The organism is Massilia sp. METH4 (assembly GCF_037094685.1).
Taxonomy (GTDB): domain Bacteria; phylum Pseudomonadota; class Gammaproteobacteria; order Burkholderiales; family Burkholderiaceae_D; genus Rugamonas.
Genome location: NZ_CP146614.1, coordinates 5,884,139 through 5,897,785, shown reverse-complemented (window position 1 = coordinate 5,897,785; position 13,647 = coordinate 5,884,139). Strand labels below are relative to the sequence as shown.

The following is a 13,647-nucleotide window of genomic DNA, read 5'->3' as shown; positions in this document are numbered from 1 at the left end:
TCGAGGAGGAAGAATGAAATTTGCCACACTGAGATCGGATCACCCTGACGGCACGCTCGTTGTCGTCTCGCGCGATCTCGCACGGGCCACGCCCGCCGGCAGCATCGCCGCCAGCCTGCTCGATGCCGTCGAGCGTTGGGACGCGGTCCAGGCACCGCTGCAAAGCTTGTACGACCGGCTGAGCGCCGGCGAAGTGGAAAGCTTCGCCTTCGACCCCGCGGCCTGCACCGCCCCGTTGCCGCGCACCTGGCAATGGTGCGACGCCTCGGCGTTCCTGAACCACGGCCGGCTGATGGAGCGCGCGTTCAACACGGAGCCGATCCCGGATTTCGAGACGATTCCCGTGATGTACCAGGGCGCCTCCGACGATTTCCTCGGCCCGCGCGACGACGTGCCCATGCCGGACGAGGCGCTGGGCATCGACTTCGAGGGCGAGTTCGGCGTGATCACCGGGCCGGTACCGATGGGCGCCAGCCCCCAGGCCGCGCTGGCGCAGGTTCGCCTGCTGGTGCAGATCAACGACTGGAGCCTGCGCAAGCTGGGCCCGCGCGAGATGAAGACGGGCTTCGGCTTCTTCCAGTGCAAGCCGTCGACGAGCTTCGCGCCGGTGGCGGTCACGCCCGATGAACTGGGCGATGCATGGTCCGGCGGCAGGGTAAAGCTGGACCTGCACGTGCGCTGGAACGACAGCTGGTTCGGCAATCCGAACGGCCGGGAGATGAATTACGGTTTCGGCGAACTGCTGGCGCATGCGGCGCGTACACGGCGCCTGTCCGCCGGTACCGTGCTGGGTTCCGGCACCGTGTCGAACGAGGACCGTTCCGTGGGCTCGGCCTGCATCGCCGAGCGCCGCGTTATCGAGATCATCGAGCACGGCGAACCGCGCACGGAATTCATGCGATTCGGCGACCGCGTGTGGATGGCTGCGCGCGACGCCGCCGGCAATACCCCGTTCGGCGTGATCGACCAGCGCGTTGTCGCCGCGCGGCTGCCGGAGTAGAGGCGGCATGCATGAGCAGCGCGGTGCCGGCAAATAACCACGCCTCTCGCGATGCGCGTTATCGGCGCCGCCGTGCCCTGCGCCCGCGCGCCTGCCGCCGGGCCGGCTATCAATCCCGCCGATGCCTGGCATCCATGGAATCGGCTTCCCCCACACGGCGCCAGGCGCTACGCTGCGCCCACAAACCACAGGAGACCCGCATGCCGCGCCGCTTCATCGACCTTTCCATCTACCTCGAAAACGAAGTACTGTCCGACCCGCCGCCGCTGGCGCCGAAGATCACTTACCAGAAGCACACGGACACGCTGCACGAATTCATGGCCATGATCCCCGGTACGAACGCCGACGATTATCCGGATGGCGAAGCTGCCGCCGCCGAGTGGGTGACGATGACGACGCACAGCGGCACCCACCTGGACGCGCCATACCACTTCCATTCGACGATGGATGCGAAGACCGGCGAAAAGAAGCCGTCGATCACGATCGACGAGGTGCCGCTGGAATGGTGCTTCCAGCCCGGAGTAAAGCTCGATTTCCGCCATTTCCCCGATGGCTACGTGGCCACCGCGGGGGACGTGGAAGCGGAGCTGGCCCGCATCGGCCACATGTTGCAACCGCTGGACATCGTGGTCGTGAACACCCGTGCAGGCAGCCGCTACGGCCACAACGACTTCGTCTCCGCCGGTTGCGGCATGGGGTATGAAGCCACGATGTACCTGCTCGAGCGCGGCGTGCGACTGACCGGCACCGATGCCTGGAGCTGGGATGCGCCGTTCTCGTACACGGCGAAGAAGATCGCGGAAACCGGCGACAAGTCGCTGATCTGGGAAGGCCACAAGGCCGGCCGCGACATCGGCTACTGCCACCTCGAGAAGCTGCACAACCTCGAAGCGCTGCCGCCGCACGGATTCTTCATCAGCTGCTTCCCGCACAAGGTGCGGCGCGGTTCGGCCGGCTGGACGCGGGCCGTGGCGATCGTCGACGACGGGCTGCTGGCGTTGCCGCGCTGAAGCGCCCGGCTGCCAGGTTGCCCGGCTGAGAACGGCCGGGCCATTCCCGAAGGCTTGTCCTTATGATAAGATCATTTGATAATGATTCTCATTCACTAGGGAGCCCATGGAAGCAACGTTCAGTCAAGTCATCGCCTTCGCGGCGCTGGCGGCGGGGAGTGGGGCTTATGCCCAGCCCGCCACGCCGGCCGAGGAAACCCTGCCGCAGGTCACGGTCAGCGCCGCGCGCGAGGACAGCCATGCCGGCGGCCAGCTGGCGCGCACCGCGCGGGCCGGCATGCTCGGCGACGTGGACGTGGCGATGGCGCCCTTCAGCGTCACCAGCTACACCGCGCAGGCCATCGCCGACCAGCAGGCCGTCGCGGTGGCCGACGTGCTGGCGCGCGATCCCTCGGTGCGCGCCACCGGCCAGGCCGGCGGCATCCTCGATGCCTTCTTCATCCGCGGCTTCGCGATCGGCGAGGGCAATGTGGGCGAGATCGCGCTGGACGGGCAATACGGCGTGGCGCCGAATTACCGCGTGTTCGCCGACTACGCGGAGCGCATCGAAGTCATCAAGGGCCCGGCGGCGCTGCTGTACGGCATGTCGCCGAACAGCGGCATCGGCGGCGTTGTCAATATCGTGCCCAAGCGGGCGGGCGAGCGTGACCTGGCGCGCGTAAGCTTCGAATATGCCTCCGACACGCAGGCCGGCGTGCACGCCGATGTGGGCAAGCGCTTCGGTGCCGCGCGCCAGTTCGGCGTGCGCGTAAACGGCAGCCACCGCCAGGGCGACACGCCGCTCGACCGCCAGCACCGCAATGCCGACGTTGGCGCGCTGGCGCTCGACTACCAGGGCGAGCGGCTGCGGGTGACGCTCGACGCGCTGGCGCAGACGGAGCGCTTCGACGCGCCTTCGCGCCCCTTCCTGGCCGCGGCCGGCGTGGCCGTGCCGGCCGCGCCGGCAGGGCGGCGCAACGTCACCCAGGCCTGGGAGTGGTCGCGGATCGAAGACCGCTCCGTGCTGCTGCGGGGAGAGTACCGCGTCGCCGACCATCTCACCGTGTTTGCCAGCGCGGGCGGCGCACGCACCCGCGTAGCGCGCCTGTTCGGCACGCCGACCATCCTCGACGCGGCGGGCAATACGCGTGTCACGCCCGATAACTTCCGGTTGCGCGTGGAGCGCTCGACCGTCGACGGCGGCCTGCGCACCGCCTTCGCCACCGGTACCGTGCGGCATGCGGTGACGCTGCAGGCCAGCCGCTACGACGACGAGCTGGATCGTGCCTCCGTCAGCGGCACGCCGATGTTCTCCAACCTGTACTCGCCGCGCGAGCAGCCGGCGCAAGCCGTGGCCGCACCCGCGACCGTGCCCAGGATTTCGGCGACGACGCTGTCCGGCGCGGCGCTGGCCGACACGATGACGGCGCTGGACGGCCGCCTGCTCGTGATGCTCGGCGTGCGCCGCCAGCAGGTCGAGTCGGAAAACTTCAGCGCGGCAGGGGCCACGACCGCGCGCTACGACCGCCGTGCCACCACGCCGATGGCCGGCGCCGCGTTCCGGGCCTTGCCCTGGCTGTCCGTCTACGCCAACCGTATCGAGGGCTTGAGCAAGGGCGATACGGCGCCGCCGACCGCGAGCAACGCGGGCGAGATGTTCGCGCCGTACCGGTCGCGGCAGAACGAAGTCGGCGTGAAGCTGGAGCGTGGCGGCCTGGCCGGCACGGTGAGCGCCTTCCGCATCGAGAAGCCCAGCGGGCAATTGACCGGTACCGTCTATGGCGTGGATGGCGAACAGCGTAACCGGGGCCTGGAGCTGGCGCTGTTCGGCGAAGGCGCGGCGGGCCTGCGCCTCACGGGCGGCGCCACCTTCATCGACGCCGAGCTGACGCGCACCAATAGCGCGGCGACGCGCGGCAAGCGGCCCGTCGGCGTACCGGCCGCGCAAGCCAATCTGGGCGTCGAGTGGGATGCCGGCGTGCCGGCGCTGACGTTGACGGGCAGCGTGGCGCGAACCGGCCGGCAGTACGTGAACCAGGCCAACACGAAAGACATTCCGGCCTGGACCCGCATCGACCTGGGGGCGCGTTACCGCACCGCGTTTGCCGGCAGGAACATGACGCTGCGCGCCGCGATGCTCAATGTGGCGGACCGGCGCTTCTGGTCGGGCGTGGCGTCGTACGGGGCCATCGTGCAGGGCGCGCCGCGCACTGTCATGCTGTCGGCTGCTGTCGACCTGTGAGCACAGGCGCCGGGCGGCGCTTGTGTTCCCGATATAAAGTTGTTATCCTTCGCGTCCCACCAACCACTGACCCACGAAAGGAGGCAAACATGCAGTTCGCACCCAAGCACCAAGCCTTTGCACTCCGGGTCGGTGTCGTCGCGCACTAAGAGCGCCTAACAAAACCCCCATGGCTGCGTTGCAGCGTCTCGCCGTACAGGTGTACTGTCTTCGACGCCGCGCCTTGCCCTGCGGGTTTTGTTAGGCGCTCTAAGTCGCCAACAGCACTTTCGCGTTCGTCCCGCTCCCGGTATTCCGATATGAATACGGGAAATCCATGGTAAATAACATCTCGACGGTTGCCGAGCGCGCAACCGTCATCGCCTCTCCACGCCTCTGGCTGGAAGGGGCGGCCATCCAGCAACTGATCAAGACTACGCAACTGCCCGGCATGGTCCGCGCGGTCGGCATGCCCGACCTGCATCCGGGCCGCGGCTATCCGGTCGGCGCGGCGTTCTTCAGCGCCGGGCACTTCTATCCCGCGCTGGTGGGTAACGATATCGGCTGCGGCGTGTCCGTGTGGAGCACGGACCTGCCAACCGCGAAAATCAAGCTGGACAAGCTGGATCGCCAGATCGGCAACCTCGACGGCGTGGTCGACGATGCCGAACATGCCAGGATCGCCGACGCGTTCCCGGCCATCGCCGCGCAGCGCGATGCCGTCGAGGCGGCCCTTGCCGCCGCCGGGCTCGATACGCGGCACATGCGCTCGGCCGGCACGATCGGCCGGGGTAACCACTTCGCCGAATTGCAGCGCGTGGAGCGCGTGGTGGACGGTGACGCGCCCGCCGCGCTGGCCGACCCGAAGCGCCTCAACCTCGTCGTGCACAGCGGGTCACGCGGGCTGGGCGAAAGCATCCTGCGCGAACACGTCGACGCCTTTGGCCATGCCGGGCTGGCGGAAGGCAGCCCCGCCGCGCAAGCCTACCTGGCCCGCCATGCGGCAGCGGTGGCGTTCGCGGAACTGAACCGTTGCCTCATCGCGGCGCGCATCTGCGTGCGGCTCGGAGCGAGCGCCGTCCGCGAGCTGGACGTCAATCACAATACGGTCACCTTCGAATCCTTCGACGGTACGGCCGGCTGGACCCACCGGAAAGGGGCGACGCCGATGGCCGGTGCGGCGATCCTGATCCCCGGCTCGCGCGATGCGCTGAGCTACCTCGTCGCCCCCGTCGCCGGGGCGGCCGCTGCGAGCCTCGGTTCGCTGGCGCATGGCGCGGGGCGCAAGTGGCAGCGCGCCGATTGCCGCGGGCGCCTGGAAAAGACGGGCATGCTGAAGGACCCCGCGAAGGGGGCGCTCGGCAGCCGCGTCATCTGCCGGGACAAGGAGCTGGTCTTCGAGGAAGCGGGAGCGGCCTACAAACCGATCGATACCGTCATCGACAGCCTGGCGGGCGCCGGCCTCGTGCGCGTGCTTGCCGAGTATCGGCCGGTGCTCACCTACAAGACGCGCGGGGAGTGCTGCTGATGGCCATGCTGATCCAGATTTCCGCCAATACGGGCCCCGCCGAATGCTGCCTCGGCGTCGTCAAGATGCTGGCCCATGTCGATGCGGCGGCCCGGCACGCGGGTCTTTCGACCGCCGTCGTCGACGAAGTGGCTGGGGAGGGCGGCACGCTGAAGTCGTTGCTGCAGTCGGTGCTGCTGTCGGTTGATGGCGACGACGCGGCGGTGCGCCGCTTCGCCGAGGCCCAGGCCGGCACCGTGCTGTGGGTGTGCGCCTGTCCCTTCCGGCCACGCCACCCTCGCAAGAACTGGTTTCTCGACGTGGCCGTGTTCGCGCCTCCCGCCGGCGAATTCGAGCGCGAAGTCGTTTTCGACACGATGCGCGCTTCCGGGCCTGGTGGGCAGCACGTGAACAAGACGGAAACGGCGGTGCGCGCGACGCACGTGGCGAGCGGCCTGTCGGTGAAGGTGGGCGAGTCGCGCAGCCAGCGCGCCAACAAGGCCGCCGCGCTGGCGCTGCTGTACGCGAAGCTGCAGGAACAGCTGGAAGGCGGCGTGGCGCGCGACCGGGCCGAACGCCGTGCGCGGCACGCGGTGCGGCCCGGCGGGGAAGCGATCCAGCGTTTCGTCGGACCACGGTTCATCGAGGAGGCGTATGCGCGATCTTCAGTGGCTCCTTCGTGAGCCGCTGTCCGTCAGGATCACGATATCGCGGGTGAGCCAGGCGCCCTGCGCGCCGGAGAGGTCGGGCAGCATGCTGTCTTGGCCCGCGACGGGCACGGCGCGCATGTCGGTGACGATGGGGGCGCCGGAAACATGGGCGGTCATGCTGTTTCCCGTGATGAGTAGTGCATGGTTCAGAAGGTGTGGCGGATGCCGAGGTTCCAGCCCGTATGGCCGGAGCCCGGCTCGGTGTTGTTGGCCACCGTGTAGCCGGCGCCGTTGCGGTTGTCGATGTGTGCGTAGGCCGCATACAGGCCGGTGCGCCTGGACAGCGCATACAGGTAGCCGACGCCCCAGGAGTTCGCATCCTGGTTGAAGGCGGTGCGGTCATCCTTGTGCATGGCCGAGAACATCAGCGTGCCGCCGGCCAGCGGCGCGGAGAAGCCGAGCAGGGCCGAGCGGCCGTCGGTGGATGGAGTGGGGCGCACGCCGCTGTAAGGGTTGTTGGCATTGCCGAGCGGGGTGCTGTTGTCGCCCTTGTCGATGCCGTAGGCGCCGTATAGCTTGGCCCAGCCCAGGTCGTAGTTCGCCGCGAGCAGCGTGTTGCGGCCCAGGCCGCGGTTGACCGCGGCCGCGGTCGCGGTGGCCGCCGTGTCGGTGTTCTTGTTGTTGTACGCCAGCCGCACGGTGAGCGGGCCTCGTGCGTAGCCCACGGCGCCGCCGAACTGGCGGCCGGTCGACGAATCGCTCTGCTCGCCGGCGCTGTAGGCCAGCTCGAAGTCGAAGCCGCGGCTCGCGGGGGCGGCGTAGGTGAGCGTGTTGCTGGTGCGGATATTGGCGCCGAAGTCCGGGAACAGGTTCTTCGCCGTGCCCGCGTAGCCGGTGCCGAACGGGTCGCCGATCCTTGCCAGCGTGTTGTGCCATGGGGTGTACTGGCGGCCGAGGGCGACCGAGCCGAACATGCCCTTCAGGCCCACGAACGCCTGGCGGTTGAAGATCGTGCCGGCCGAGTCGATGTCGCCGGTGTCGATCTTCGACCCCGTTTCGAGCGTGAAGAAGGCCGACAGGCCGTTTCCCAGGTCTTCGGTGCCGCGAAAGCCGATGCGCGAGGCGGAGGCAGCGCCGCTCGTCACCTTCGTGACGTTCCCCGCCGCGCCGCCCCGTTCGCCGACGATGGCGGCATCGACGATGCCGTAGATGGATACCGAGCTTTGGGCGTGGGCGGCGGTGGCGCCGGCGAGGGCAAAAATGAATGCTGCCGAGTGTTTCAATGTCGTCTCCGGTGAGTTGTGTCGTTATGGAGACGATCATAGGTGCTGATCAATTCACGAACAAACCAAAGTGTGACTTGATCTATTCACGATCAGTATAGATAGAAGGCGGGACCGATCCGCTGATGTGATTGGGCGGGCGCACGTGAATGCGCTGGTGTCGGACACCCTTCGGGTGTCGGACACCGGTTTTCTTGTGCGCTGGCCCAGGCGGGGGAAAACCGGTGTCGCACACTTTTTTCGGAAGAAGCGCCCGAAAAAAATGTTCGACACCTGGGCTGCGCCGCCGACTGGGTTCCTGTCTGCCTCAGCGCGCGAGCCGCTGCATGAACTCGCCGAGCCGCCGGATGGCTTCCTGCAGCTGCGCGGCGCTGGCCGCATACGACAGGCGCACATAGGTATCGGCCCCGCAATCGCCGAAATCCTTCCCCGGCGTGAGGGCGACGTGCGCCTCCTGCAGCACCCGTTCGCAGAACTGCCACGACGTCATTCCCGTCCCGCTCACGTCGAAGTAGACGTAGAAGGCGCCATCCGGCGGCACCGGTACCGGCAGGCCGATGCCGGCCAGGCCTTCGAGCACCAGCCGGCGGCGCCGGCCGAACTCCTGCCGCCGCTCCTCGCACACGGCCAGCGACTCGGGCGTGAAGCAGGCCAGCCCGGCCTGCTGGGCGATCGTGGACGGGCAGATATAGTAGTTCTGCGCCAGCCGTTCCAGCGTCGGCACCAGCTCCTCGGGCACCACGCACCAGCCGAGGCGCCAGCCTGTCATGCCGAAGTATTTCGAGAAGCTGTTGATGACGATCGCGCTGTTGTCCACCGCCAGCACCGTCTGCGGCGGCCGGCCTTCGGCGTCGCGGTCGCCCAGGTTCAGGTAGATCTCGTCGACGATGCGCCAGGCGCCGTGGCTGCGCGCCCAGTCGCAGATGGCGGCCAGTTCGGCCGGCGGCACCGAGGTGCCCGTGGGGTTCGACGGCGTGGCGATCATCACCCCGCGCGTCGCGCCGGTCCAGTTGGCGCGCACGCTGGCCGCGTCCAGCTGGAAGCGGCTCTCGGGGCCGGTCGCCACCAGTTTGACATCGGCGCCGAAGCTATCGAGGAAGCGGCGGTTGCACGGGTACGAAGGGTCGCCGACGATCACCTCGTCGCCAGCGTCGACCAGGGCCGCCGTCACCAGCAACAGGGCGGCCGAGGCGCCGGCCGTGATGACGATGCGCTCCGGCGAGATGGCGATGCCGTGCTCGCTCTGGTAGAACCCGGCCACCGCCTCGCGCAGCGCGGGCAGGCCAAGCGCCGCCGTGTAGGGCAGGGGACCTCGCGCCGCGGCGGCGGCGGCTTCCAGCACGGCGGGCGGCGCGCCGAAGTCGGGCTCGCCCAGGCTGAGGCGGATCACGTCGTGACCTTCGCCGGCCAGGGCGGCGGCGCGCTTGCCGAATTCCATGGCGAAGAACGGGGCGATCGATCGGGCGCGTTGGGAGATTTTCATGTGCAGTCGAATATGGGAAAAGCGGGCCGCGCTCAGGCGGTTGCGGCGGCCGGGGCCCGGCCGAGCGTGACACGGAATTCGCTGCCCCGCTCCGGGCCGTCGCTATGGGCGCTGATGGTGCCGCCGTGCGCCTCGACGACGCGCCGCGCGAGTGTCAGGCCGATGCCAAGGCCGCCGTCGGACCTGGCGAGCGAGCGGGGCAATTGGCGGAACAGCTCGAAGATGTGGTCCAGCTGGTCGGCGGGAATGCCGGAACCATTGTCCCTGACCGAAATCACCACGTTGCCGCCATCGCCGTCGGCACGGATGGCCACGTGGCCGCCCTCCGCCGTGTATTTTGCGGCGTTGTGCAGCAGGTTGCCAAGTACCTGGGCAAGGCGGGTCGGGTCGACATTCACGATCAGCTCAGGCGCGGGCAGCGCCGCGTCGAAACGGTGGCGGCGTTGTTCGATAAATGGCTGCACCTGCTCGATCGCCATCTGCATCACCTCGGCAAGCGCGACGTCGCGTGTGGCAATCTGGACATGACCTTGCGTGATGCGCGCCACGTCGAGCAGATCGTCCACCAGGCGCGACAGGTGCGAGACCTGCCGCGCCAGGATCGTCGAGCTCCGGTGCACTGGTGAGTCGGCCGGCATGATGCGATGAATGTACTCCGTGGCCGTGCGGATCGGCGCCAGCGGATTGCGCAACTCATGGCCCAGCATGGCCAGGAATTCGTCGCGCGCGCGCACTGCCGCGGCAAGTTCCGAGGTGCGCTCGGCCACCCGCTGCTCGAGTTCAACGTTCGCCCGCACCAGGGCCTCCTTCGCCATCTTGAGCGAGGAGCTTTCCATCAGATGCCATCGGCCTTCGCGCCGCGCCAGCGCAAACTCGTGGTGGCTGCAGACGTCCATCGCATCGCTGGCCGTGCAACTGCCGGCATGGTAGGTGCACAGGGCCACCAGCCGCAGGCTGCGGAAGGCGCCGTTGACCTTGCGCTCGTAATCCATGAAATCGTTCCAGCCGGAGCGCTCCACCCAGATCGTGTCGCCGGTCAGCCGCAAGCCTTCGAAGCCGCGCTCGCGCGCCAGGCGCTCGCGTGCGATCCAGCCCGCCAGCACGGCGTCGGCGTCGAACACATCGCCCGGAGCGTACCACTGGCTGATCGGCACGATCTCCAGCTGGCCGCTGGCCAGGCGCCGGGCGAGATCGGGCACGGCGCCCTGCAACAGCGCCCGCGCCCGGCTGGCGTCCAGGGAGTCGGAGGTGATCCACAGGCAGGCTTCGTTCGCCTCCAACCCCGCCTTGAAGAATGGGATCAGCGTTTCCGCCAGATCGTCTTCGTCCTCGTAGAACTGGCAGAAGTGGGCGCCCCAGGGGATGCTGCCGACCGCCGGAATGCCCGAATCCCTGTGTGTGTAGTGCATGGCTTTCTTTCATGAATGGCCGCTTGTCATGCGGCACCAGCAGTCATTTTAATGTTCAGAACGCAATTTGTCGCGAAGCGTGCCCATCCCGGGGCGCCTGCGTTCGATTTGTTGCAGGCAAGTCGCACTGCGCCAACAAATGCATGAGCATAAGTTCACGATTCGGCTTTCCCGCCGCAATCCGCCAGTATGATTGCTGCACGGATACATTTCTTGCGGCATTCGTCGCCACCACCATCATGATCAACGCCCATCGTTCGCGCCACCCCGTGCTCCTGTCTTGCCTCGTCCTTTGCGCCAGCGCAGCCTCCGTCCAGGCGGCCGAACCCGCCGTGCCCGCGCAGGAGCCGGCCGCCGCGGCACCCGTGGCGCAGTGGACCGCCAACGCCGGCGTCGTCTCGCAATACGTTTCGCGCGGTATCCGCAACAGCTGGGGCAAGCCGGCCGTGCAGGGCGGCGTCGACTACGTGCACCCGAGCGGCTGGTCGGCCGGCACCTGGGCTTCCACGGTCAGCGACCGCTTCATTGAACAGGGCAAGGTCGAGTGGGACCTGTACGGCGGCTACAGCGGCAGCACCGGCGACTTCGGCTATAGCGTGATGGCCTATGTCTACCGCTACCCGGGCGCGGTGATGAGCGCCACGGATACGAAATTCGACTACAGCGAGGTGGCCCTTGGCGTGACGTGGCGCACCGCGTCGGCGAAGTACTACCGCACCGTGAGCAGCATGTTCTTCGGCATTCCCGATTCGCGCGGCACGGGCTACCTGGACTTTACCTTCAACCCGGAGCTGGGCAATGGCTGGACGCTGAACCTGCATGCCGGCGACGGCCGCGTGGCCGGAAATGGCAACGACATCTGGGACTGGCGCGACGCGAAAGCGGGCGTCACGAAGAGCCTGGGCGGCGGCTGGAGCGCTTCGTTCGCCGTAACGCGCGCCTGGGGCCGCACCGGCATCTACAAAACCTACACGACGGGCGTGCCGGATGCTTCCGGCAGGCTGCACTTCGCCGACGTGGCGAAGGCCACCGTGATCGTCGGCGTGAACCGCACTTTCTAAGGAAACCGCATGCAATTTTTGCGTAATCGATCCCTGAATGCCCGCATCGGCATCGCCGCGACCACGCTCGTGATCCTGAGCCTGGCGCTGACGGCGGCCGTCACGGGTATCCGCAATCGCGACAGCGCCGCAAGCGCGGCCATGGAACTGGCCCGCACGTCCGCCGCCGTGGCCGCCGCCGAGCTGACTGGCCGTATCGAAGCCAATTTCGCGCCGGTCGAAACGCTGGCCCGCTCGCTCGCCGCGACCATCGCCGCGGGCCGGCCGATCAGCCGCGACCAGGCCGACGATGCCTCGGTGGCGGTGCTGCGCGGCTCGAACGACCTGCTGGGCGTTTCGGTGACGATGGAGCCGAACGCGCTCGACGGCCGCGATGCCGAATTCGCCGGCAAGGGGCCGCGCCACGACGCGGCGGGCCGTTACCTGCCGTATTTCACGCGCAAGCCCGATGGCGGCGTCCTTGTCGAACCGATCCAGTTCACCACCACGCCGGGCGCCAACGACTGGTACGACATCCCGGTGAAGACGGGCAAGCGCCTGTTCACCGAACCGACCGTCTACCCCGTGAACGGCAAGGACGTGCAGATGGCCTCGATGGTCGCGCCGATCATGGTGGGCGGCCAGGTGAAAGGCGTGATCAGCGGCGACTTCATGCTCACCAAGCTGGGCGACATCCTGGCCGGCATGACGACTGTCGAACAGGGCAAGCTTGCACTGGTGTCGAACCTGGGCCTGTACGCCAGCCACCCGGACGCCGCGCGCAATATGAAGAAGGCCGAAGACATGCCGGCCGCCGCGCTCGAAGCGGTCCGCTCCGGCCAGCCGTTCCAGTACGAGGCCGAGGGTGTCGTGCACGTGCTCCGACCAGTGCAGCTCCAGGGCGAAGCGGCGCCGTGGGCGGTTCGCCTGTCGTTCCCGAAAGACGTGGCGACCGCGCCGGCGCGCGAACTGCTGATGTACACGGCCCTGGCCTCCGCCATCTGCGCGCTGGTCGCCGCCTTCGCGATGGTCTTTGCGCTGCGCCGCCTGATGCGGCCCGTGCGCAAGCTGGCCGACACGATGACCCAGCTCGCAAGCGGCAACGCGGACCTGACGCAGCGCCTGACGGTGAAAGGCAGCGACGAGCTGGCCGTGATCGGCCAGGGCTTCAATACCTTCGTGGCCAAGATCGAGAACGTGCTCTCGCGCGTGCGCGACAGCTCGGCCAGCGTGGCCACGGCCAGCGGCGAGATCAGCCAGGGCAATGCCGACCTGTCGGCCCGCACCGAGCAGCAGGCCAGCGCCCTGGAAGAGACCGCGGCGTCGATGGAAGAGCTGTCCAGCACCGTGAAACAGAACTCGGACAACGCGGCGCAGGCACGCCAGCTGGCCGCCAACGCCTCGGAAGTCGCCGTGCGTGGCGGCGCCGTGGTGGCCGAGGTGGTGGACACGATGGCGGCCATCGACGCCTCGTCGCACAAGGTCGCCGACATCATCACGGTGATCGACGGCATCGCCTTCCAGACCAATATCCTGGCGTTGAACGCGGCCGTGGAAGCGGCGCGCGCCGGCGAGCAGGGCCGCGGCTTTGCCGTGGTGGCCAGCGAGGTGCGCAACCTGGCGCAGCGCAGCGCAAGCGCGGCGAAGGAAATCAAGGCGCTGATCGGCGACTCCACCGCCCAGGTCGAGCGCGGCAGCGTGCTGGTGAAGGATGCCGGCGCGACGATGCGGGAAGTCGTGGACAGCGTGCGCGGCGTGGCCGACATCGTTGCGGCGATTGCCGCCGCCAGCGTCGAGCAGAGCGCCGGCATCGGCCAGATCACGCAGGCGGTTGGCCAGATGGATGGCGTCACGCAGCAGAACGCCGCGCTCGTGGAAGAAGCGGCCGCCGCGGCCGAGAGCCTGAAGCACCAGGCGGCCGTGCTGGTCGCCCTGGTCAACGAATTCCGCATCGCCGACGCGGCGTAAGCGCGGCGCCGGCGGCCGTGCCACGCCGGCGTTTGTCTCCTTGAGTTATTGGATCACGTCTGTTAGGGTGATCCGACATCGTACAACTAAGGTTGAG

10 protein-coding genes and 1 pseudogene are annotated in these 13,647 nt (G+C 68.1%); 7 read left to right on the top strand and 4 right to left on the bottom strand.

Annotated features, from left to right (window positions below):
• Positions 1–13: 13 nt before the first annotated feature.
• From V6Z91_RS25835 to prfH, 5 genes are all read left to right on the top strand, one after another.
• Positions 14–1,000 carry a fumarylacetoacetate hydrolase family protein gene (locus V6Z91_RS25835; protein ID WP_338763021.1) on the top strand — a complete coding sequence of 329 codons (987 nt, stop codon included), beginning with the start codon at positions 14–16 and terminating at the stop codon, positions 998–1,000.
• A gap of 200 nt (positions 1,001–1,200) precedes the next feature.
• Positions 1,201–2,010 (top strand): cyclase family protein, encoded by an 810-nt coding sequence (locus V6Z91_RS25830; protein ID WP_338763019.1) that lies wholly within the window; start codon positions 1,201–1,203, stop codon positions 2,008–2,010.
• Positions 2,011–2,116: 106 nt separating this feature from the next.
• On the top strand, positions 2,117–4,231 hold the full coding sequence (locus V6Z91_RS25825) for a TonB-dependent receptor (RefSeq protein WP_338763017.1): 2,115 nt from the start codon (positions 2,117–2,119) through the stop codon (positions 4,229–4,231).
• Positions 4,232–4,547: 316 nt separating this feature from the next.
• A complete protein-coding gene (locus tag V6Z91_RS25820) occupies positions 4,548–5,738 on the top strand; it encodes an RNA ligase RtcB family protein (protein ID WP_338763015.1) in 1,191 nt (396 codons plus the stop codon).
• Complete coding sequence (gene prfH, locus V6Z91_RS25815) at positions 5,738–6,400, top strand: peptide chain release factor H (protein WP_338763012.1); 663 nt, start codon at positions 5,738–5,740, stop codon at positions 6,398–6,400. Before V6Z91_RS25820 ends, prfH begins: the two co-directional genes overlap by 1 nt.
• 3 nt (positions 6,401–6,403) lie before the next feature.
• Here the strand turns inward: prfH and gudD are convergent.
• From gudD to V6Z91_RS25795, 4 genes and pseudogenes are all read right to left on the bottom strand, one after another.
• Positions 6,404–6,544, bottom strand: a pseudogene (gene gudD, locus V6Z91_RS25810) (glucarate dehydratase); the annotation flags it as partial.
• 29 nt (positions 6,545–6,573) lie between these two features.
• Positions 6,574–7,650, bottom strand: a complete 1,077-nt coding sequence (locus V6Z91_RS25805; RefSeq protein ID WP_338763010.1) for a porin — start codon at positions 7,648–7,650, stop codon at positions 6,574–6,576.
• 307 nt (positions 7,651–7,957) lie between these two features.
• Entirely contained in the window at positions 7,958–9,133 is a 1,176-nt protein-coding gene (locus V6Z91_RS25800) for a pyridoxal phosphate-dependent aminotransferase (RefSeq protein WP_338763008.1), read from the bottom strand.
• A gap of 32 nt (positions 9,134–9,165) precedes the next feature.
• A complete protein-coding gene (locus tag V6Z91_RS25795) occupies positions 9,166–10,542 on the bottom strand; it encodes an MEDS domain-containing protein (protein ID WP_338763006.1) in 1,377 nt (458 codons plus the stop codon).
• A gap of 239 nt (positions 10,543–10,781) precedes the next feature.
• On the opposite strand from V6Z91_RS25795, the gene V6Z91_RS25790 reads away from it, so the two are divergent.
• Entirely contained in the window at positions 10,782–11,603 is an 822-nt protein-coding gene (locus V6Z91_RS25790; RefSeq protein ID WP_338763004.1) for a TorF family putative porin, read from the top strand.
• Positions 11,604–11,612: 9 nt separating this feature from the next.
• Positions 11,613–13,550: a methyl-accepting chemotaxis protein gene (locus V6Z91_RS25785; RefSeq protein WP_338763001.1), complete on the top strand. Its 1,938-nt coding sequence runs from the start codon at positions 11,613–11,615 to the stop codon at positions 13,548–13,550.
• Positions 13,551–13,647: the final 97 nt, after the last annotated feature.

Excerpts from the sequence above, each read along its gene's own strand:
- V6Z91_RS25800 (WP_338763008.1), bottom strand. The coding sequence starts at position 9,133 with ATGAAAATCTCCCAACGCGCCCGATCGATCGCCCCGTTCTTCGCCATG.
- V6Z91_RS25820 (WP_338763015.1), top strand. The coding sequence starts at position 4,548 with ATGGTAAATAACATCTCGACGGTTGCCGAGCGCGCAACCGTCATCGCC.
- V6Z91_RS25830 (WP_338763019.1), top strand. The coding sequence starts at position 1,201 with ATGCCGCGCCGCTTCATCGACCTTTCCATCTACCTCGAAAACGAAGTA.
- prfH (WP_338763012.1), top strand. The coding sequence starts at position 5,738 with ATGGCCATGCTGATCCAGATTTCCGCCAATACGGGCCCCGCCGAATGC.
- V6Z91_RS25790 (WP_338763004.1), top strand. The coding sequence starts at position 10,782 with ATGATCAACGCCCATCGTTCGCGCCACCCCGTGCTCCTGTCTTGCCTC.
- V6Z91_RS25795 (WP_338763006.1), bottom strand. The coding sequence starts at position 10,542 with ATGCACTACACACACAGGGATTCGGGCATTCCGGCGGTCGGCAGCATC.
- V6Z91_RS25835 (WP_338763021.1), top strand. The coding sequence starts at position 14 with ATGAAATTTGCCACACTGAGATCGGATCACCCTGACGGCACGCTCGTT.
- V6Z91_RS25825 (WP_338763017.1), top strand. The coding sequence starts at position 2,117 with ATGGAAGCAACGTTCAGTCAAGTCATCGCCTTCGCGGCGCTGGCGGCG.
- V6Z91_RS25785 (WP_338763001.1), top strand. The coding sequence starts at position 11,613 with ATGCAATTTTTGCGTAATCGATCCCTGAATGCCCGCATCGGCATCGCC.